Source organism: Actinobaculum massiliense, from assembly GCF_001457435.1.
Taxonomy (GTDB): domain Bacteria; phylum Actinomycetota; class Actinomycetes; order Actinomycetales; family Actinomycetaceae; genus Actinobaculum; species Actinobaculum massiliense.
This window is the reverse complement of sequence record NZ_LN881717.1, coordinates 738,339-758,877: the sequence shown is the minus strand read 5'-3', so window position 1 is coordinate 758,877 and position 20,539 is coordinate 738,339. Positions and strand designations below refer to the sequence as shown.

General features: G+C 61.8%; 19 protein-coding genes and 1 tRNA gene. 13 read left to right on the top strand and 7 right to left on the bottom strand.

Annotated features, from left to right (window positions below; genetic code table 11):
- Positions 1-14: 14 nt before the first annotated feature.
- The 3 genes from BN2664_RS05220 (at position 15) to BN2664_RS05210 (ending at position 3,251) form a co-directional block, all read left to right on the top strand.
- Positions 15-1,997 (top strand): bifunctional serine/threonine protein kinase/MFS transporter, encoded by a 1,983-nt coding sequence (locus BN2664_RS05220; RefSeq protein WP_007001256.1) that lies wholly within the window; start codon positions 15-17, stop codon positions 1,995-1,997.
- Positions 1,998-2,122: 125 nt separating this feature from the next.
- On the top strand, positions 2,123-2,968 hold the full coding sequence (locus BN2664_RS05215) for a DsbA family protein (RefSeq protein ID WP_007001257.1): 846 nt from the start codon (positions 2,123-2,125) through the stop codon (positions 2,966-2,968).
- 210 nt (positions 2,969-3,178) lie between these two features.
- Positions 3,179-3,251: transfer RNA gene (locus BN2664_RS05210), tRNA-Thr, on the top strand.
- Between the two features lie 112 nt (positions 3,252-3,363).
- Here the strand turns inward: BN2664_RS05210 and BN2664_RS05205 are convergent.
- On the bottom strand, positions 3,364-4,053 hold the full coding sequence (locus BN2664_RS05205) for a uracil-DNA glycosylase (protein ID WP_202898584.1): 690 nt from the start codon (positions 4,051-4,053) through the stop codon (positions 3,364-3,366).
- 26 nt (positions 4,054-4,079) lie between these two features.
- On the opposite strand from BN2664_RS05205, the gene BN2664_RS05200 reads away from it, so the two are divergent.
- From BN2664_RS05200 to BN2664_RS05185, 4 genes are all read left to right on the top strand, one after another.
- Positions 4,080-4,364 carry a DUF3263 domain-containing protein gene (locus BN2664_RS05200; RefSeq protein WP_007001259.1) on the top strand — a complete coding sequence of 95 codons (285 nt, stop codon included), beginning with the start codon at positions 4,080-4,082 and terminating at the stop codon, positions 4,362-4,364.
- A gap of 137 nt (positions 4,365-4,501) precedes the next feature.
- Complete coding sequence (locus BN2664_RS05195) at positions 4,502-5,146, top strand: LytR C-terminal domain-containing protein (protein WP_007001260.1); 645 nt, start codon at positions 4,502-4,504, stop codon at positions 5,144-5,146.
- A gap of 415 nt (positions 5,147-5,561) precedes the next feature.
- Positions 5,562-7,184 (top strand): chaperonin GroEL, encoded by a 1,623-nt coding sequence (groL, locus tag BN2664_RS05190; RefSeq protein ID WP_007001261.1) that lies wholly within the window; start codon positions 5,562-5,564, stop codon positions 7,182-7,184.
- A gap of 1,004 nt (positions 7,185-8,188) precedes the next feature.
- On the top strand, positions 8,189-8,581 hold the full coding sequence (locus BN2664_RS05185; protein WP_007001262.1) for a hypothetical protein: 393 nt from the start codon (positions 8,189-8,191) through the stop codon (positions 8,579-8,581).
- 205 nt (positions 8,582-8,786) lie between these two features.
- Here the strand turns inward: BN2664_RS05185 and BN2664_RS05180 are convergent, their stop codons facing one another.
- Positions 8,787-9,119: a hypothetical protein gene (locus tag BN2664_RS05180; protein WP_058120633.1), complete on the bottom strand. Its 333-nt coding sequence runs from the start codon at positions 9,117-9,119 to the stop codon at positions 8,787-8,789.
- A 644-nt stretch (positions 9,120-9,763) separates the two neighbouring features.
- Between BN2664_RS05180 and BN2664_RS09360 the strand changes: the two genes are divergently transcribed.
- Positions 9,764-9,976, top strand: a complete 213-nt coding sequence (locus tag BN2664_RS09360) for a hypothetical protein (protein ID WP_007001264.1) — start codon at positions 9,764-9,766, stop codon at positions 9,974-9,976.
- Between the two features lie 7 nt (positions 9,977-9,983).
- Positions 9,984-10,208, top strand: coding sequence for a hypothetical protein (locus BN2664_RS09355; RefSeq protein WP_007001265.1), 225 nt, complete (start codon positions 9,984-9,986; stop codon positions 10,206-10,208).
- An 88-nt stretch (positions 10,209-10,296) separates the two neighbouring features.
- Here the strand turns inward: BN2664_RS09355 and BN2664_RS05170 are convergent, their stop codons facing one another.
- Positions 10,297-11,748 carry a hypothetical protein gene (locus BN2664_RS05170; protein WP_007001266.1) on the bottom strand — a complete coding sequence of 484 codons (1,452 nt, stop codon included), beginning with the start codon at positions 11,746-11,748 and terminating at the stop codon, positions 10,297-10,299.
- A 319-nt stretch (positions 11,749-12,067) separates the two neighbouring features.
- Here BN2664_RS05170 and BN2664_RS05165 point away from each other — a divergent pair, with 319 nt between their 5' ends.
- Both BN2664_RS05165 and BN2664_RS05160 read left to right on the top strand, forming a co-directional pair.
- Positions 12,068-12,916, top strand: a complete 849-nt coding sequence (locus BN2664_RS05165; RefSeq protein WP_231723448.1) for an SDR family NAD(P)-dependent oxidoreductase — start codon at positions 12,068-12,070, stop codon at positions 12,914-12,916.
- On the top strand, positions 12,916-13,665 hold the full coding sequence (locus BN2664_RS05160) for a lysophospholipid acyltransferase family protein (protein ID WP_007001268.1): 750 nt from the start codon (positions 12,916-12,918) through the stop codon (positions 13,663-13,665). Before BN2664_RS05165 ends, BN2664_RS05160 begins: the two co-directional genes overlap by 1 nt.
- A gap of 9 nt (positions 13,666-13,674) precedes the next feature.
- Here BN2664_RS05160 and BN2664_RS05155 read toward each other — a convergent pair whose 3' ends face one another.
- The 4 genes from BN2664_RS05155 to BN2664_RS05140 all read right to left on the bottom strand — a co-directional run bounded on the left by BN2664_RS05155 (position 13,675) and on the right by BN2664_RS05140 (position 19,099).
- Positions 13,675-15,312 carry a sensor histidine kinase gene (locus BN2664_RS05155; protein WP_051014122.1) on the bottom strand — a complete coding sequence of 546 codons (1,638 nt, stop codon included), beginning with the start codon at positions 15,310-15,312 and terminating at the stop codon, positions 13,675-13,677.
- A 12-nt stretch (positions 15,313-15,324) separates the two neighbouring features.
- Positions 15,325-16,080, bottom strand: a complete 756-nt coding sequence (locus BN2664_RS05150; protein WP_007001270.1) for a response regulator transcription factor — start codon at positions 16,078-16,080, stop codon at positions 15,325-15,327.
- A 168-nt stretch (positions 16,081-16,248) separates the two neighbouring features.
- Positions 16,249-17,004, bottom strand: coding sequence for a PspA/IM30 family protein (locus BN2664_RS05145; RefSeq protein ID WP_007001271.1), 756 nt, complete (start codon positions 17,002-17,004; stop codon positions 16,249-16,251).
- A 160-nt stretch (positions 17,005-17,164) separates the two neighbouring features.
- Complete coding sequence (locus BN2664_RS05140; protein WP_007001272.1) at positions 17,165-19,099, bottom strand: TPM domain-containing protein; 1,935 nt, start codon at positions 19,097-19,099, stop codon at positions 17,165-17,167.
- Positions 19,100-19,429: 330 nt separating this feature from the next.
- Here BN2664_RS05140 and BN2664_RS05135 point away from each other — a divergent pair, with 330 nt between their 5' ends.
- Positions 19,430-19,807 carry a cold-shock protein gene (locus BN2664_RS05135; protein WP_007001273.1) on the top strand — a complete coding sequence of 126 codons (378 nt, stop codon included), beginning with the start codon at positions 19,430-19,432 and terminating at the stop codon, positions 19,805-19,807.
- Positions 19,800-20,537, top strand: a complete 738-nt coding sequence (locus tag BN2664_RS05130; RefSeq protein ID WP_007001274.1) for a DUF3027 domain-containing protein — start codon at positions 19,800-19,802, stop codon at positions 20,535-20,537. Before BN2664_RS05135 ends, BN2664_RS05130 begins: the two co-directional genes overlap by 8 nt.
- Positions 20,538-20,539 lie beyond the last annotated feature (2 nt).

Genomic DNA, 20,539 nt, shown 5'->3' with positions numbered 1-20,539 from the left:
GGTATCGTGGAGCCATGCGAGAAGAAATTGGAGGGTATCGCCTGGTCCGCGTTATTGGGCGGGGTGGAATGTCCACTGTCTATGAAGCGATTGACGGTGGCGGAAATCGGGTTGCCCTCAAACTCCTCCACCCCGCAGCCATCGCCGGGCAGGCCGGTCGGGCCCGCCTGCAGCGCGAAGTCACTATGCTCCAGCGCGTGCGCGGGCCCTACGTTGCCGAGGTGCTGGACGCGGAGACCGAAGGGGAGGGTGCCTTCATCGTCACCGAGCTGGTGGACGGCCCAACCCTGAGCGAAGACGTGAAAGAAGACGGCCCCTACGAGCGTGGAGACCTGGTGGAACTCGCCTCCAGGCTCGGCGCCGCGGTGGAGGCTGTTCACGCCATCGGTGTGTTGCACAGGGATCTGAAGCCCTCAAACGTCATGATTGCTTCCTCCGGCCCGAAACTCATTGACTTCGGCATTGCGCAAACCGGCGCGGACGCGCGGCTCACGCAGAGCGGATCGGTGACGCACACACCCGGTTACCTCGATCCCCGAGTTCTCGAGGGTGCTGAACCAGATGAGGCGGCCGACTTTTGGGCGCTCGCGGCAGTTATTGCTTTTGCCGCCACCGGGCACGATCCCTATCGTGGCAACTCCACGCCGGCAATTATCCGCCGCGTCATGGATGGGGATGTGGACCTCAGCGGCGTTCCGCCGCGAGTGGGCGGGGCGCTACGCGCCGCGCTGGTCAAACCGCTCTCGCGCCGCTTGCCCTATCGCGACCTCATCGCGGTGCTCCGTGACCCTGCCTCTTGGGTGGACGATGGCTCCGAAACGGGTGCGCAGAGCGGCGGGGGGCCTGGTTACGCGGGTGATATGACCCGCGCGGTGCCGCGCAGCCCCCAGGCCCTGGCCACCCTTCCCGTAGACGATGCTGATTTTCCAAACCTAGCTACGGGCTCAATCGGCCAGACCGAGCCGTACGACGCGGAGAGCTACGACGCAGAGCAGTATGGCGCCGCATACGCGCCGGACGCCGGGCATACGGCCGCGTATGCATTTGGTAGCGGGCGCACAGCGGCCTACGAATCCGCCGCGGAAGCATCCGCTTACGAGCGAGGCGCCGGGGCGACCGCGGCTTACGAGTCCGCGCCTGCGCGGCCAGGCACGAACTACGATGATTTTTACGGCGAAGTCGAGGGGCAGGTTCCGGCAGATGCCCTCGCGCCGATTTATGCTAACCAGTCTCTCAATCAACCTCGCGGCGGGGGTGCTAATTATCCGCCGCAGTCTTATGGGCCCTCCAGCTACGGAGCCGAGCAGGTACGCCCGCCAAACGACGGTGGCCACTTTGCCGATTTTTCTCCCGAGTTCGAACACTGGGGAGAACCGTCGCCCATTCCTGTCTGGGCCAGGCCGGCACCTAGCTTCCCTTTCCTTACTCTGCTCGCCGGCGTCATCGCGGCCGTCCTCATCTGGCGTTGGCCCGTGGTAGGGACAGCGGTTTTTGCTCTTCTCTGCGTGTGCCTCGGGGTCGTCGGAATCACCCGTAGCGCCCTGCAACGGCGCCGCCTTTCCGCTGGGCGAAAAAGCGCCAGCGACGGTTTCTGGGCCCTCGGCCGCCTGCCACTGAGTCTTGCCAATGCAATACTGCGTAGCGCGGTTGGCGTCGCCTGGGGTTTGGTCGGCGCGGTCGCGCTCCTCTGGGTACTTTTTGGCCTCGGCCTGCGCGCCAGCGAATACTCGCTGCTGGGTGCGGCGGCGCTTTTTGTGGTCCTCACCTGGTATGCCGTCCTCGCGCGCTACGTCCGCGAGGGCTCGCGGGTGGTGTTTGCGGTCGTAGCGCCCTCCCGCGGTTACCGCTTCTTCTGGGGGATCATCCTCCTTGCAATTGTGGCCGCGGCTATTTTGATTTGCTCGTCGACGCCGACTAGCTGGCTACCGCTTGATTCCCCGCCCGGTTTTGTGCCCGACGGCGTGCCGCCGGATTGGTTCCCCACCATATTTCAGTAAGGCCGAATAAGATTTGTTGCGTTGTGTTCGCCCGCTCTTGCACGGTGGGAAGAAATAGCTACTCTTTGAAGGTACGCCCGAATTTCCCGGGGCGGTTGTAAACCGCGAATGAACAAAGGAAGAAAATGGCAAAGAATGAAACTAACGCCCAGCGTCGCGAGCGGGCCAGGCAAACCGCGGCGAAGTTGCGCGAGGAAGAGATCAAGCGGACGAAGCGTAACCGCATTATTGCCGTAGTTGCCGGCGTCGTTGTCGTTGCCCTTTTGGCCGGCGTTATTTGGTTCATCGTTTCGGGAGGTTCGAATAAGAGCGCGGGCAAGGCGGCGGATCCGTCGTCGTCGGGCGTCCAGTCGAGCAGTGAAATCACCACCGAGATCCCTAACGGCGTCAACAAGTATGGCGGTATTTCCGTGGGCAAGGATCTCACCGCGGGCACCGCGAATGAGGGCGCCCCGCGCGTCTCGATCTACTTCGACTACCTTTGCTCGCACTGCAACCACCTCGAGGCCGAGTACGCCGAGCAGCTCGCGACTATGGCGAAGAACGGCGAAATTACGCTCGAGTACTACCCCACGTCGATTTACCCGAACGTTCCTTTCTCCGCTGACGGCCAGCGCGCCGAAATGTGGATGGCTAACCACGCCCCGGATAAGTACATTGATTTCCACAACCGCGTGATGGCTGAGCACACCATTCCTCTGTTCGAGAATCCCTCCTCCGGCGGTATCGTTCCGCCCGAGGTCGACAAGCTTTACGAGGTCGCCAGCGAAGTCGGTTTGTCCAGCGCGCAAGTGGCACAAATGAAGGAAGACCTCGGTGGAGGCGCCTACAAGGAACTGGTTGAGCAGCTGATGAACCAGTTCCGGGCGAACGGTTTCACCGGCACTCCCACCGTCCTGATTAACGGCGAAGTGCTCAAGACGGATTGGTCGAATGGTGGCCTGACCAAGGCGATCGAGGCGGCCAAGTAAGCGCCTGCGCGGAGGTAGCCAAGCGCCTCGCGCCGTAGTGTGAGCATTCCGCCCCGACCGGACCAGCCTGTGCTGGTGTGCGATATTTCGCCCGGTCGGGGTGGGAACTTTAATGCGCTTCCCTGTACACTTCATATTTGTTGCCGGCTCGTTTCGGCAACGTGGTTGCCGCCGATTCGGTCGGTAATCAGCCGCCCGCGCGGCGGCAAAGCCTCTGTAGCTCAGCTGGTAGAGCACCTGTCTTGTAAACAGGCGGTCGCAGGTTCGAATCCTGTCGGGGGCTCAAATTTTTTTAACTCGCGAAGGGGTGCCCGCTGGGCAGTCGCGGGTATTCTCTAGCCGTAGTGGGTGCTTTCCAGCGGAAGTGGGTATTTTCTAGCCGGAGCTAGCCGATGCTAGTTAGCGGTGGGCAACGCCCAATCAATCGGCTGTGCTCCCTGATCGATAAGAAGCTGATTTGCGCGCGAGAACGGGCGTGAGCCGAAGAATCCGCGCGAAGCCGAGAGCGGTGAGGGGTGCGGGCTTTTGATCACCGGCGTGTCTCCAAGTAATGGCTGAAGTTCCTGCGCTTGGCGGCCCCATAGAATGGCAACGAGCGGGCCGCCGCGCTTGGCCAGGGTGCGAATGGCATGATCCGTGATCTGCTCCCAGTCCTGGCCGCGATGGGAGGCGGGCTTTCCGGGCATTACCGTGAGGACTCTGTTCAAGAGCATGACCCCGCGCTCGCACCAGGGAGTGAGGTCACCGGTTGCCGGGGCCGGAGCTCCGACGTCGTCGTGTAATTCACGAAAAATGTTTTGCAAGGAACGGGGGATCGGGCGGACGTCGGGGGCCACCGAGAAACTCAAACCGACCGGGTGGCCGGGGGTGGGGTACGGGTCTTGGCCCACGATGAGCACGCGCACCGAGCTAAGCGGGTAGGTAAAGGCGCGCAAAACATTCGCACCGGCGGGAAGATATCCGCGTCCGGCCGCGTTTTCGGAGCGGAGGAAGTCGCCCATGCGGTGAATTTGTTCCTCGACGGGGGCGAGCTCGGCTGCCCAGTCGAGTGAAATGATGTCGGAGAGGGGTTGCATACTATTCAGCGTAACCGAGGAAGGGGGAAATCGTAGTGCCAGGGTCTAACCAGGAACCGGAATTGCCGGCGAAGTTCGAGAAACTTGCCCAGCTCACTAGCGCCGAGCGGCGCATACTTGAGAACGAGAAAACGTGGCGCTCACGCTTTCCCTCGAAAGGCGCCTCAATCGCGGCCATGCGCATGAGCGAGCCCGAGTACTACCTCACGCTTGCGGCGGCGATTGCTAAGCCGCGCGCAGAGTTAGAGGAGCCCGAGCTGGTGCGGAGGATTCGGCATTTGCGCGAGGAGCGGGCGCGGGAACGCGGAACTTTGCGTTAGTGCGCCGCACGGCTCGAGCAGCTCAGCAGGAAACAGCGCGGAAGCGGTTCAGCGGGAAACAGTGCGCGGGAGTGAGCCGCGCGGCTCGCGTGATGTTAATCCGTGTGGGTGGCGCTTTGAGAGGTTAGGCTAAGCGAGTGGCTAATAAGTATCCGGAGGATGAGTTCGACGTCGCGGCGCGCGAGCGCAGCACACAGGGAGCGCATCGCAAAAAAGAGTCGAATTTGAAGTGGTGGATTGCCTTGGTGGCAATCCTCATTTTGGCGCCCCTGGTGGGGCTTGGCCTCATTCGTCTGAACACGATGGACGTGCGAACCACGGCCCCCACTCCTTCGCAGATTGCGCCCACCGTGGCCGAAAGCGTCGCTGTTCCAGAGGACGCGGAGAATTCGCAGGCGGAGTCGCCCGAGCAGGAGGAGCCAGGCGCGCCGGCGGCGGAAGAGCCGACGGCGGAGGAACCCAGCGCGGATGAGACGTCGCCTGAGCCTTCGGAGGAGCCGACGGCGGAGGCAGACAAGACTCGTCCCGTCTCGCTACTCAATGCGTCGGGAATTACCGGCTACGCTGCCCAGAAGCAGAAGACCCTGCTCGAGGCCGGCTTCACCAACGTTGCGATCGGTAACTACCGCCACGCGGCTCCGGCACAGAGCCAGATCTATTACCCCAAGGCCAGTGACCTGCAGACGGTGCAGGCCATCGGCGAGTCACTCGGCATTACTCAGTTCACCGAGAATGCCCGCGCCACCGGCGGCGATCAAATCGTGGTGGTTCTCGCTCGGTAGTCGCTATCCGCGCGCGGTGAGTGCCACGCGAGGCGCGGCGGCGTGCGGTAACCAGCGCTCGCGGTGGGTGCCACGCAAGGTGCCTGGCGTGAGGCGTCGACCCTAAAAATTTCGGTTCACGCCACCCGCGAAAAATTGAGTCGTGGGCGCTCAACTAGATGGCGCGACTACGGTGCCGCTTTCCGGTCATTTACCGCGGATTTCTGGGCTTTTTACGCCCCCGGGTACGAATTCCTATCTCTTCCTGGAGCTTGCACTCTCGCGCGGAGAGTGCCAAAATTCTTCTTGGCACTCGAAGTGGTCGAGTGATAATTGCATACTTCGGCCGGTGAGGGGCGCCCTCCGCTCAGGAAATCGGAAAGTCGCCTCGTCCGTCGCGGGCATCGGTCGGAATCGTCCCTAGGGGAGGAAGAAAATGGCAAAAACCATTCTTTTTGACGAAGATGCGCGCCGCTCCATGGAGCGCGGCCTGAATCTTCTGGCTGACACCGTCAAGGTGACGCTTGGCCCGAAGGGCCGTAATGTCGTTCTCGACAAGAAGTGGGGAGCCCCCACCATTACGAACGACGGCGTTTCTATCGCCAAGGAAATTGAACTCGAGGATCCGTACGAGCGCATCGGCGCCGAGCTGGTCAAGGAAGTCGCCAAGAAGACCGACGACGTCGCCGGTGACGGCACCACCACCGCCACGGTTCTGGCCCAAGCGCTGGTGCAGGAAGGTCTGCGCAACGTTGTGGCTGGCGCAAACCCGATCGCACTGAAGAAGGGTATCGAGAAGGCTGTCAAGGCGGTTTCGCAGAAGCTGCTCGACGATGCCACCGAGGTCGACACCCCGGAGCAGATTGCTTCCACCGCCGCGATTTCCGCGGGTGACCGCGAGATCGGCAACGCTATCGCCGAGGCGATGGATAAGGCCGGCAAGGAAGGCGTGATCACGGTTGAGGAATCCACCGGCCTGGAGCTGGAGCTCGAGCTCACCGAAGGTATGAGCTTTAGCCGCGGCTACCTCTCGCCTTACTTCGTCACCGACGCCGAGCGCCAGGAAGCTGTGCTCGAGGATCCCTACATCCTGCTGGTTGACCACAAGGTTTCAAATATGAAGGACCTGCTCCCGGTTCTGGAGAAGGTCATGCAGTCCGGCAAGCCGCTCTTCCTCGTTGCGGAAGACGTTGAGGGTGAAGCGCTGGCTACCCTCGTGGTCAACAAGATTCGTGGCGTCTTCAAGTCGGCTGCCGTCAAGGCTCCGGGCTTCGGCGATCGCCGCAAGGAAATGCTGCAGGATATGGCTATCCTTTCGGGCGGCCAGGTCGTTTCTGAGTCGGTTGGTCTCAAGCTCGAGAACACCGATCTGTCCATGCTCGGCAAGGCTCGCAAGGTTGTTGTCACCAAGGACACCACCACGATCGTTGACGGCGCTGGCGCGGCTGAAGACATCGCCGCTCGCACCGCTCAGATTCGCAAGCAGATCGAAACCTCGACCTCCGAGTACGACACGGAGAAGCTGCAGGAGCGCTTGGCCAAGCTTGCCGGCGGTGTGGCCGTTATCAAGGCCGGTGCCGCTACCGAGGTTGAGCTCAAGGAGCGCAAGCACCGCATCGAGGACGCGGTTCGCAATGCTAAGGCCGCAGTTGAGGAAGGCATCGTCGCCGGCGGCGGCGTCGCGCTGATTCAGGCCGCTGACGAAGCGTTCGCTGATCTCAAGTTCGACGATCCGGATGAGGAAACCGGAGCGAAGATCGTGCGCGTTGCTATCGAGGCTCCGCTCAAGCAGATCGCTGAAAACGCTGGCCTTGAGGGTGGCGTTATCGCGGAGAAGGTCAAGGGCCTGAAGAAGGGCGAAGGCCTGAACGCCGCGACCGGCGAGTACGAGAACCTTCTCGACGCCGGTGTTATGGATCCGGTCAAGGTGACTCGCTCGGCGCTTCAGAACGCCGCATCGATCGCCGGCCTGTTCCTCACCACCGAAGCTGTGGTGGCGGACAAGCCCGAGCCGCCGGCACCCGCCGCACCGGCCGCTGACCAGGGCGGTATGTACTAAGCCTTGTAGGGCGTAGGGCGTAGGGCTCTTTTATCCTGGGGTCGTATGCGCCAAGCCTTGTGAGCGGCAGAGCTCCGGGAAGGTTTGTGAGGCTTGGGCTTGGGCTCGCCTCAGCGGGTCGGAGGGGCTCTGTCCGTGCCGTAGCGGCGAGGCTTAGATAAAAGCAAAAAGACCGGGAGGTCGCGAATTGTCGCGGTCTCCCGGTTTTTTGTGCCTATTTCCGCGGGGTGTAGGGGTGGCTGCGCATTGTTTATCAGCCTGTCGCGCGGATCGGCTCGAGGCAGGAGTTAGCTCGTCAACGCGCCCATTAGTTTCAGGCTTCCTCGTCGTCGTCGATTTTTGCGCCTGTGGATCGGAAGTGGTGTCGGACCCTCGTGCCAAAATAAAGTCGGAGGAAAGCGTTCAAAAGCACCAAATAGTATTAGAGAGAATCACAAAATTACAAAATAATTAAACGCTAGCTCTAATTATCGAAAAGTAGCATAATGGCGCTAAAGTAAAGCTTTGAGGTCTAGCAGAGGAGGGTTGCCATGTCGCCGCGTCATACCGCAATGAGCTTCCTTCCACCTGCCGATTGGGGGGTCGCTGGAATCCGAGCTTCCAAGCGAAGCACTTGCCGCGTTGGAGGCGGCGCTTCCGGGAGTTGCTGAGATCTTTACTAGCCTGAGGCACATTACGTCGGCGCTACGTAATGTGCCCATCACCTCAATAAGCAATCGCAACCTCGAGAAACTCGTCGGCTTTCTCGTCGCTCATGCCACGGCATTGCAAGGTGTCGAAACCTCGTGGTTAGCCGAAGTGGATCGCCGCGCGGATCGTTCGGCCAAAAAAATCTCGAGGGGCTGAGCCGCCTACGGGCGATGATGGCGGGGACTCCGGCGGTAAACCGGGTGACGATGGGCCAGACGGCGGCGGGGGGGGACACTGTTTGCGTATCCGGTGATTTCCGCGAATCCGCATGATTTGCTCGAAAATGCGGGGCAATCGGCTTCCACTGCGCGCGCATGATCCGGGCGCGGTTGACGCGGCGTTTCCCGCTTGTGGGCCGCTCCGTCGCAGACGGTGAAATTACGCCAGGTTACCTCGATGTTCTGGCGCGTTGTGATGCAACGAACCGACGTATTCAGGACTACCTCACCAGCCATCCCGAATCCGAAGAAACTGTGCTCGATCTAGCGTGCAACTCTTCTAGCCCAAGCGTTTTCAGGAAGAAACTTGCCGCGTGGGCCCTTCAGATCATGCCCGAAACAATGGAGCGAGCGGCGCGTGACCCTGCCCGCGTCTCTAAGCTTGCGCTTTTCCCAAAGTATGATGATGGCGGCTGGAAGCTTTCGGGAGATTTTGACGACGTCGACGCCCATCACGTCAACGCGTGGTTCACTAGCATTATGGGCTAGCAAGGCCGCGGATGATGATCGCACCGTCGCCGAGAGGCGGGGAGCCGCTTTCATTGCGGCGATTCTTAACCAGGCATCCACGCCGTCTTCTGATTCCGGTCAGCCCAACAACAATCTTGCCTCTCGCATCCTTGTTCAAGTCCCTTACGCGACTCTAGAGCAATACGCCTATGTCACCTCGGTTGACGGCCGTCACGACTACCCGCTAATTGGCTCTCGTCCAACGGTTCGAGGGCTTCTTGAGTCGGCCAATCCCGCGGCGGGCGTGGCTGGCGTAGGCCTGGCGGGAGATGCTCGCCTGGCGGGAGATGCTCGCCTGGCGGGAGATGCTCGCCTGGCGGGAGATGCTCGCCTGGCGGGAGATGCTCGCCTGGCGGGAGATGCTAGCGAGTTGGGTACACCTAGTCCAGCTTGGAGGGCCTGCCCGCCTGGCGTGGAATCCCGCCGATACGTAAGAAAAACTCTTGACCGGCTCGATCGCGGCTACTCTCGCGCCGCGCACCCTCCGGCCGAACTCTTCGATCAACCCTGCGGCCATTCTCATCCTCTGGTCGCAACGCCACAGTGCCCGTATTGCGAAGACGTTCGGTCTGCGGCGGAGAGGGAACATAAAGAAGAAGCTCGCGGGTTCAAGAACTTGACACCCGCTATATGTAACCTGGAATCTGCAGCCACAGCGCGGGCATTGTTCCGCGGGCGAGCGATAGCCCGGGTGCTCAACCAACGGCCGGCACTCGGGTAGGTTGCGATTCTCCTGCTGACGAATCCCCTGACGGCATCTCCCGCAGGGAACCATCTGTTGAAGCTCGGGCGCCACCTGTTGAAGTATGTCCTGTGACCAGGTAAAGCCAGGGGTGGCACGGAGAGTGCACGCGTACTGGATTCACGCCTGAGCGTCGCCAGTCGGCAACCCTCGTGGCGACAATTCATGAATACCAAACCCAGTCGCACCACGCGGATCTCGCGTCGGAAAAGCAGTGTGGCACATCTTCTTGCGGCGGCGCGTCTTATCTTGACGCATCTTCCGGGGGCACGGCTAGTCGCGGAGTGTCTTCCCGGGGCACGGCGTCCCCGGGCACCAATGCTGAGCAGGGAACCCTTTGGTCCGATCGAGCGGGAGAGTTACCGAGTACTGAGCACACCAGCCTCGCAGGGCAAGACGCCTTAGGGAAGGAACGCGGAATGATTCCCGATGACCCCGCTCGGGCGTTCACCGGCTTTGAGCCGGCCCTTCTGGGGGACGGGACGCCGCTCGTTCCCTCGCAGCTCGGGCATCTTCTGTGCGACTCCTTGATTATTCGCACGGTGTTTGCTGGGCCGAGCACTGTTCTTGACGCGGGTCAGGAGACTCGGCTGTACTCGCAGACGAAAAAATGCGGCGATCGCCAGGGATAAGGGGTGCGTGTTCCCTAGATGCCTCGATGCTTATCAGACTTGCGAAATTCACCACGCGCAACGGTGGCGAGATGGAGACGGCGGCTCAGACATCACCAACGCGGTGTGCCTTTACTGGCGCCACCATCGTTACGTCCATACCGAGCACGTTCGGATCCACGTCCATGACCTCGGACTAATCTTCGAGAACGACGCCGATGGTCTGATCGGTACACACCGCTGGACCGAATGACCTCCGGCAGATGGTTCCGGGCCAGGCGGCTCCCGGTTAGCGGTTCTATGAACTTCGAGTTGGACACGAGCGAGTTAGACCTTGGGTCTTATTCGTCTGGTTCCCGTTCCATCCCGTGCTCGGGGGCCTTGGGAAGCGGAGCCCGCTCACCGCTAAGATTATCGGCGCGGGACCGCTCTGGTTCCAAGCTGTTGGCACTCGGTTTGGCGGTGCCTGTGGTATCGCTGGCTGGGGCGATCTCGGTATCGTCGGTCTGGATACTCGCGGGATTGCCGGCTGGGACGATCTCGGCACTTTTAGCTGGCGGCTCGGTGGGGTTAATCGGCTGCATGGTAAGTGTGGTCACCACTGCAGGCTCGCTGAATTCCGGAGCCGTTTCGAGATCGCTACGCGGGGATTCGGGTTGCGCGGATCGCGCATCGATATGCTCGGTTGCCTCGGGTACGGATGCTGCACTGCTAGTTCCAGCCGGTGGGTCATTCGCTATGTCCGTGGGAGGTACTTGGATTCGAGGGATCCTGCCGGTCTCTTCGGCAAGCGTCTTGTCCCGTAATGGCGAGTCGATGGAGGTTTGCAGGACCTCGCGGACCTCGCGCTCATTCGCTGCGGCGCGCGAGGATTCGGCGATCTTCCGGAGCGTTTCCTCGGCGACTTCGACTCGGCGCTGGCGATCTGTTCGATCGTGCAGGCTTGCGAGAGCTCCGGGTGTTTCCTCGTGGACCAAAGATTTGGGGATTTCGCCGGTCTGGGATGTGGATGGCTGTGGGGTAGTCGCCTGAGCCGGCCGCTGAGCCGGCGCTTGAACCTGAGCTTTGGGCTCGGTGGGGAAGGCGCCTTCAATGCGGTCCAGCTCGGCGGTGAGGTTTTGGCGCGCGGAGCGCTCCCACTGGCGGGCGGTGGGAGTGAAGAACAAATGCTTGCGTGAAAGAAGTCGCCGGATAACGTTCCTGCGGACTCGGTAGTAAACATCGTTTCCGAAGAAAGCGAATTCACGGCGGAGGTTATCTAGATAGGACCGGTAGCGCTGCGGCGGATCGGCAAGTACCGAAAGATGCGCATCGCGCAAGATCATGAGATCGATATCGCGCGTATCTTCGTTGTCGCCCGGTGAGGCGCCAATAACGGCCCAGTTTTTGGGCTGCTCGCTGGCCATACCGGCAATCAAAGTTGCAACCCGGGTAGCCGCGGCGTCGTCGACCCCGAGCTTCAACAACTCTTCGTGGGCGCGCCGGGCTGACGCGTACTCATTCTCGCCGGGTTCGCGGACGGTGCCGGCATCCTCGGGCCGGGTGAACGAAATGCCGTGGTACCAGGCCGCGAGGCGAACTGCGCTGGGCGAACGCGCCTCGGAAATCAGCGCCTCGAGGTTTTTCAGGATCGCCACGAGGTGGCTAAGGCCATGGAAGGTGCGCTCGGGCTCATTCCAGCGATCGATAACCCTCTGACAGGTTTCGTCGATCTCTTCACGCGAGGCTGTGCAACCCAAATCCTTGATAGCCCGGGAGAAGCTAGAGGGGAGCCACGCGGGGATCTCTACCATTGTGCCCTCCTTCCGCGGGACGGTGTCCCTCAGCGCTCGACTCGTGTCCGTGTACAGTTCTGGCAGTCTACGTGCCCTAAATGAACAATGGTTGCCCGCCGGGTCGGAGTTCCCTGTGCCCGTTAAGCAAGAGGCAGTCTAGTCCCCGAAATCTACCGGCGCGAAACAATGGGTGTGATGTAGCCGCTAGAAGCGCTTGCGGGATCCGGACGCGCCTGGCGGCGGGCGCGAGCCGAGCGGCGCCTGCCGGGAGCCGCCCGCTTCAGCGTCGAGCGTGCCTGTTCGCGCGCGGTCCCCAAAATCCACTACCCTAGACGCCGTGACATCATTCCATCCGTTAGCCTCGCGTTCGACCAAGCGGGGACCCGCGCTGGTGACCGGAGGCACGTCCGGCATCGGGCTCGCTTTCGCGCGCCAGCTGGGAGCCGCCGGCTACCCGCTGGTGCTGGTGGCGCGCGGCCAGGAGCGGTTGGAGGCGGTGCGCGCGCAGTTCTTGGCGAACGGAGTGCCGTGCGAGGTTATTCGTGCGGATTTGGGGGTCGACGACGACGTCGCGCGACTCTGTGACTGGATGGCATCCCAGCAACCCCCGATCGAGGTCTTCGTCAATAATGCGGGCTCCGGCCTTTACCACCCGATCGTCACTGACGATTTTGAGGAGATTGAGAACGCGCTCAGCCTGATGGGCAGAGCGCCGGTGAAACTTGGCGGCGTGGCCGCGCAGGTCATGCGTGAGGCGAGCCACGGTCGCATTATTAATATTTCGTCGGTGCAGGGATTTGTTCCGATGGGAATGTATGCGGCGATCAAAGCCTTTATTCGCCTATGGTCCGAGTCGCTGGCGCAGGAACTGCACGGAACCGGCGTCAGCGTGACGGCCGTATTACCCGGTTGGGTGCGCTCTGGTTTCCACGCGAACTCGGGTGGCCGGCGGTCGGGTGTGCCCGATTTTCTGTGGCTCGATCCGGAGCAGGTGGCCAAAGCGGCGCTACGAGCGGCTGAGCGGGGGAAGACGCGATGCATCCCCACCGCTCGCTACAAGGTGATTGGCTTCCTCGCTGAAAAGGGCCCGCGCGCGGCGGTCAATGCGGTGGCCCGCGCTTTGCGGTCAAGCAAAGGGGCTTCGGGGGCAAGCCGGGCGGCGGCAGAGAGCGGGGGTGAGAAGTAATGACTGACCTCGAACCAATTGATCCGTACCTGGACGATTCGAAAGCGAAGCGGCGCCATCGCGTGCGCAAATTCCTGACCAAGCCCGTCCTCAACGCGATGCTAAAGACCACCGTGATGGGTGAGGAGAATATCGAGAATCTCGACGGCGCCTTTGTACTGGTGCCTAACCATTCCTCGCACCTGGACGCGCCGATGGTGTTTTCGCTTCTTCCGGATAAATTGACCGAGCGCCTAGCAACGGGCGCCGCTGCCGATTACTTCTACAAGAATCCTGGAGTTTCGGGGCTCACCTCGCTCTTCTTCAACACCTATCCGATTGAGCGCAAGAAGCCGACGCCGGGAGACAAACGAAAAAATGCTCACGCGGGGCGCGCCAAAGGCATGACCGGCCGCTTGTTGCGCGCCGGTATTCCGATCCTGATTTTCCCGGAGGGTACCCGCTCGCGCACCGGGCAGTTGGGCACGCCTAAGGCGGGTGCGGCGGCGCTCGCGCAACGCTTCAATGTGCCAATCGTGCCGCTAGCGATGTCCGGCGGGCACGAAGCCATGCCGGTGGGATCCTTCCTCCCTAAGCCGCGGAGCGAAGTATTTCTCTTTATTGGGAAACCCATGATGAGCGTTGAAGGAGAGACCGCGGACGAATATATGGGCCGCGTTTTTCGGGCAATTGAACTGATGCTCGAGCAAAAGACTGCTCACCCGGTGGAGGAAAACGGGGCAAGCGCCTTCGAGCCGGGCGAGCGCTAGCACCTAGCATTAATCTTCCAGCCCGGCGGCGCGGCGAGCGATTTCATCGCTACGTGCGCCGGGGAAGGATAGCCGTACCGTGAGCCCACCGCCGGGGGTCTCCAGGGCTCGGGCGCTACCGCGGTGAGCGGCCATAATCGCGGCGACGATCGCTAGGCCCAGGCCCGAACCGCCCGATGCGCGTGAGCGGGAAACGTCCGTGCGGTAGAAACGCTCGAAAATGCGCTCCGACTCGGCGGCGGTGATTCCCGGCCCGTGGTCGCGCACCTCGATAATGCCGTAGCCATTGTCGGTTCCTACCGCCAGCTCCACCGGGGTTCCCTCCGGGGTATGGCTGAGTACATTGCCGAGGAGATTAGCGATGACCTGGGTGACCTTATCTTGGTCGGCGGTTACCACCACATTCGGCACGTGTTCGGAGTTGAGTCCAACCAGCCGTGATGAGCGGCCCGGAGCGCGGGCCGAAAGGTCATAAAGAGAATCCTCGGCGACGTCGCTGAGGGAAACCTCTTCGAGCTGTAGCGGGCGGCCCTCGTCCATGCGGGCCAGTTGCAGAAGATCCTCCACCAGCCCGCTCATGCGGGAAGCCTCGGATTCGATGCGCCCCATGCAGTCGGGAATCTTTTCCTCCGGAACTCCGCCCATCCGATAAAGCTCGGTGTAGCCCTTTACGGTGGCAAGCGGAGTGCGAAGCTCGTGGGAGGCGTCGGAGGCGAACTGCCTCATACGGCCCTCGCTACGTTCCTTTTCGGCGAAGGCGTGCTCAATTTGAGCCAGCATCACATTGATAGAGGTAGCAAGCGAACCGACTTCATCGGCGTGATCGTCGTGAGGAACACGCTTGGAAAGGTCGCCCGCCGCGATCGCTTGAGTTGAGCGCTCGATATCGCGCAGCGACCGCAGGGAACGCGAGACGGTGGCGCCCACCGCGAGGGTGCCGGCCAAAACGGTGGCGATGCTGAGCAAACCGAAGATGAGGGCGAGGCGCCCTACCGTAAAGCTGATGGGGGCGAGCGGCTGGGCGATAATCGCGTAACCGAGCACATTGCTTGAGGGATCGGTGACGTCGAGGACGAGCGCGCGCCAGTGCTGGCGGGCGTTGGTCGCTGCAACGGTGAAAGGCTCGCGGTTGATTTTGGCTTGGTCGCCGCCGGCGACCGAGTCGGCGATGATTTTCTCCGGATCGGCCGGCACGCTGTATCGCGACGTGGTGTAGGGGCGTATCTCAACCGGTTCGGCGGATGGGTTGGCGGTCTCGAAAGATAGATAGATCCAGTAGTTGGAGAAGCTGTAGCGGTTATCGACGTTGATATGCTCGCCGGACTGGATGTCTTTGAGGAGGCGATCCGCTACGCTGTAGCCGGAGTTTCGCAAATCGGCGTCCACGCTCTGTATCATGTACTGGCGCATGAGGGTGGTGGTGGCGAATCCGAGGAACACAATCGCAATGCCCACAATAATGACGATGGTGAGCACGAGTTGCGCCGTGAGTGTGCGCTGGCGGCGGGGCCGGCGCGGGCGAGTGAAAGGCGTCGGCGCCTGCATCGCCAATGGCGCGGAAGCTGGCGCTGAGGTAGGCGCGGAACCCGCCGCGCCGGGCGCGGCGGTAGAGGTGGCGGGGGTGGTCGAAGGAACGGATTTCGTCAAGGTTGATCCAAGCTACTTGTTCCCGCGCAGAACGTAGCCAATACCGCGCCGCGTGTGGATGAGCGGCACCAGCCGGCTCGCCTCGTCGGGGTCGGTGATCCCGAGGTTTTCGGGGGAGTCAATCTTGCGGCGCAGGTAGGAAATATAGGACTCCACAATGGAGATTTCGCCTTGCCAGTTGTAATCCCAGACGTGATCGAGGATCTGGTTCTTAGAGACCACGCGCTCGGCGTTGATCATAAGGTAGCGCAACAGCTTGAACTCGGTGGGCGAAAGCTCCACTTCGCGGCCTGCCCGGCGCACTTCGTAGGAGTCTTCGTTTAGCTCCAGATCCATGTAGCGCAGGATGGGGGATTCGGCTTCCTCGGGGTTTGCCCGGCGCAACACCGCGCGGATGCGAGCCACCACCTCTTCCAACGAGAACGGCTTGGTGATGTAATCATCGCCGCCTACCGTCAGGCCCTGCACTTTATCCTTCACGTCGTCGCGCGCCGTAAGGAACAGCACGGGCAGGTCGCTATTGCGCTCGCGAAGCAACCGCAACACCTCGAACCCGTCCATCCCGGGCATCATAATGTCCAGAATTGCTAAATCGATGGGCTGAGTTTGCTGGTGCGCGAGAGCCTCCCGGCCGTCGGCGGCGGTAAGGACCTCAAAGCCGGCGAAGTGGAGCGAAGCGGAAAGAAGCTCGCGAATCGAAGGCTCGTCGTCGACGACGAGGATCGTGGCCTCGGCTTCTTTCTGATTTCCGTAATCCTGTGCAGTCATGGTGCTTATCCAAATAGCCGATTCTGGAAGTTTTCTGGAAGTTGCCTCGAAATAGTTGCCTGGAGATGGTTAGCCGATGGCGAGCGGCGCGCGCACACCTCCGGTAGTAATGCCGTGGGGCCCCGGCCTTCGCGAACGAAAACCGGGGCCCCGAAGTTTCGGCTGGCTTTAGTAGCTGGTGAAGTCCTTGCCCTCCAGCTGCTTGGGCTCTTCGCCGCTCTTCAGCGAAGCGAGGCGGGCCTCAACTTCGGCGTCGTTCGAGTGATCCTCGAGCTCCGCGAACTGATCCTGCAGGGAAAGGCTGGCGACCTCGGCCTTGCCGGCGGCAACCGCCTCCTGATGGCGCACGCGATCCTCGAAGCGGGAGAGTTCGGAAGTCGGATCGAGCACGTTAATGGAGGAGATGGCGTCCTGTACCTTGTTCTGGGCAGCCGCGCTCTTCTGGCGGGCAACCAGCGAATCACGCTTGCTCTTCAGCTCGCTGAGCCTGTCCTTCATCTGGGTCAGGCCCGTCTTCAGCTGCTCAACAACCTGCTGCTGGCTGGTGATAATCGGCTCGGCGTCCTTGGCTTCCTGCTCGAACTGAATCTGCTTGGTGAGGGCGACCTTGGCGAGGTTGTCCCAGTGAGCGGCGCCGTCGTCGTCGCCCTTCTCACGCATCTCGTTCGCCTTGGCCACGGAGGCGGCGGCCTTCTGGCCCCAGTCCTTCGCGGTGCGCAGATCTTCGTTGTAGTCGGCTTCCGCCAGGCGCAGGTTACCCACGGTGACGGCAACGGCGTCCTCCGCCTCGGCAATCGAGTTGGTGTAATCGCGCACCATCTGGTCCAGCATCTTCTGCGGATCTTCAGCGCGGTCGAGGAGCGCGTTGATATTCGCCTTCGCGAGCTGGCCAATGCGGCCTAGAATCGTCTGCTTTTCAGCCATGTTATTCCTTTCCTAAATCACTCAGAGCGCGGGTTCGGTGCGCCCAAGAGCGGGGTTTGAAAATTTTCTTCAAAGATTTTGTTTGGTTGGGAGCTTGCGCGCTACGCCAGCCGCGGGGCCTGCGCGCCGCGCCAGCCGCGCAATGAAATGAGCATTGGCGTTAGAAAGAAAGCCCCCTTCCACTGAAGGACGATCCGCCTCCGGACGATCCGCCGGAGAAGCCGCCGCCCCAACCGCGGTAGCTGCCGGAGCTCCCGCCGCTCGACATCCCGCCGATAATGAGGCCGGCCAGGAAGTTCCCCCAGTCAACCCCGGAGGAGCCCGGGGACTGCGATTGCCTGGCGGAATCGACGTCGCGCCGCGCCTTGCTTAGCGCATCTCGGGCGTGATTGGCGGCTTCGTCATAGAAGAACGCTGCCTGCTCGGGTTCTCGCTCGTGGGCATGCTCGCCGTTTTGATAGCTATTGCGAGCCACCTCCAAGGAGGTTCGCGCATCGGTGTCCACCAGGCGGTGGTACTCGCCGATGTAGTCCTCGGCCTTCCGCAGGGCAAGCAGAGCGCGCTCGCGTTGGCGGGTAAGCAATGCAATGTTCCGCCGGCGAGTTTCCTCTTCATCGCGTACCTGCGCGAGGGCCGCATCGAGCTTCGCCTCGGCATCGATGAGGGCAAAAATTCCCGCAAAGGGATCGGCCCCGTGCCGGTTGAACTTACTGATTACGCCCTGGGCGGCCTGCTTCTCAGCCTGGATCTCAGCGTCGTCACGGGCCAGACGGTCGGCATCCTCAATATCGGAGTAAATCGATTTCAAATGCTCAACCAGCTTTCCTTCCGCTTCCTTGAAGGAATCTTGCGCGTTGGAAATCTGGTTGTATTTTTCGGTGGCCTGCGCCAGCGCCTCCTCAGCAATGCGCGCAAAAGGTACCGCGCGGTTGCGTTCGCCCTGCTCCACCATGCCGCGTCCCTGCTCGACGGCGCCATCCACCGCATCGAGAAGCGCCGGGATTTCATCCGGGTAGGAGCGCAAAGTCACGGTTGCCTCTTCACCGTACGAGGCGGAAAGCGCCTCAATTTGCTGCTTGGCTGCTCCGAGCCCGCCGCGAATCTCTCCGGCCATATCCGAAAGCTCGCTCAGTCGCGATTCCACCCGGCCAGCCAGATCACGCATATTTTGGAATTCGGTGTTCTGCGCCTGCACCAGCTCGTGCGCCTGCTCGGTGAGGGAGAGGATTTGCTGATTCATCTCGCGTTGCTGAGCGGGAGTCTCGGGAACTTCGTCGTCCAGCAACTTGCGAATCTCAAACGCCTGCCCCACCTTCTGACGCGCCTGGGCGAGGGCAGAGTCGAATTCCTTGGCGCGCCCCACCCCGAACTCCGCCTTAGCGAACTCGAGCTCCGCGGCGGCATCGCGTACGACGTCGTCGGCGGCGAGCAGCTGGCTAGAGGCGCGCTTGGCAAGCGATCCAAGCTCTTCATCCGCCTTCTTCTTCCCGCTCCGCTTGCGCGTGACGTAGTAGGCGCCCGCGCCGCCGCAAGCCGCCGTGGCGACCAGCCAGGGGGCGGGGTTGAAGTCGTTTTGGTTTTCCCAATTGCTACCGAGTTTTTCGGTGAGAATCTGCGCTCCTTCGGCCCAGTTGCCGCTTTGGAATGCGGCGACGACGTCGCCCGCCACCGCATTCTCAAGATCATCGAGGCTAAAGGACTTCGAGCCGCTGGCCAGAGAAATTTGGCCAGTTTGGGTAGCGATTGCAACGATCGAGGCGTCCGCGGACTGGCCGGAGCGCTCGGCGGTGACCTTTGCCCAAGAATCGGAATCTCTGTCTTCAAACGAGTCGACAAAAATGATGCGAACCGTGTGCCGGCTGGTTTGGGAAAGCGAGTTGAGATTATTGCGCAGGCTTGATTCTTCGGCGTCGCTCAAGACGTCCGCGGAATCCGTGACGGTTGAAACCTGGGAGAGGGGTTCCTCGGCGAAAGCGCTCACGGTGAAAAGGGAGCCTAATGCCGTGGCGCCCACCGCCGCGCCAATGGCGACTTTGCCCACGACGCTCCCTACAACGCTTCCCGCAATGTTCCCTGCGACGTTTCGAAACCTCACGGTGCCTCCCGCTTCGCCGATCTTGACTTGACATTTCACAACATGAGCTGCGGGAGGTGCGAGCCCCGCGCAACTCGCGATGCAAAATAGCTAACACAAAAATACCCGATGGCGGTAGAAAATCTGGGCGGTTGTGCTCTGAGCAAGCACGCGGCGCCGCGCGTTGAGGAGCGCGGGCGTCGCGCGTTGGGGGAGAGGCGGGGCCGCACCGACGCCATGCCGGGCGCTTTTCACAGCGAGCGAGCGCGAATTTGGGGCGGTGCGCTGTATACTCAACCCCAGTGTCCGCGCGGCCTGAGCCGGGCGGTTTTTCCTAGAAAGTGAGTGAAAGTGCCAGTCGGAAAGGTCAAGTTCTTCGACGAGAAGAAGGGTTTCGGTTTCATTGACGGCGACGACGGCGTCTCTGTGTACCTCCCAGCTGACGCCTTGCCCGAGGGCGTGAAGAAGCTTCGCCGTGGGGCCAGGATCGAGTATTCGGTGGCGGATACTAGGCGTGGGCCCGCGGCGCTCACCGCGCAGATACTCGAACCCGTCGAGTCCCTCGCGCATATCAATCGACGCTCGCCGGAAGATATGGTGCCGGTGGTAGAGGACCTCATTCAGTTGCTTGACCGCGCATCGAATCAGCTTCGCCGCGGCCGCTATCCGGAAGGGGGCAGGCGACTCGCGCGCGCCTTGCGCACGCTCGCCGACGAATTCGATGGCTAACGAAAAATTGGAAGCGGTGGCGCAGGCCGCCGCGATCACCCCGGAAATGCCTGAACGGGTTTATCCGCAGGCAAATGTGGCGGGGGAGAAGACTCTTCTTTCCGCGCGCGATGTGGCGCGCGATGAGTTGCTATGCGAAATTCCTGAGAAGTACGTGGGCGAACACGCGGGCGTGCTGCTGGAGGAAGAGCGCGTGCTCACCCATTTCTTTAAGTGCGAGCATCCCGGCTACCACGGCTGGTACTGGGGCGTGACGCTGGCGCGGATGCCGCGCTCACGCAAGGTGACGGTTTCCGAGGTCGATATGTTCCCTGGCGAGGAAGCAATGCTTGCTCCGCGCTGGGTGCCTTGGGATGACCGCATGAAAGCGATTGAAAAAGAAAAGCGGATCGTCAAGGCCCGAGAGGCAGAGGTGGAGCGCGAGGAGCGGGCTAGGCGCCGGGCCAAGCGCGAAGCCGAGGGGGAGGATGGCCGCGGTAGGCGGCGCACCCGCCGACGTATTTCCTCGGCTGACGATGCTAGCGATGGCGCGGCGAATGCTAACCGCGGTGCGGACGGCTCGCGCGCCAGCGGCTCCGCCGCAGACTCAACCAGAGCCCCCAAGCGGAAGGCGGCAAAGAGCCTGGAGCGCGAGTCGCGCCAGAGCCGGGCATCGCGCCTGGCACGGACGAATGCGCGCCGGCGCGGATCGTACGGGCGGCTGTATCGCCACCGCATCGCGGGAGACTAAAG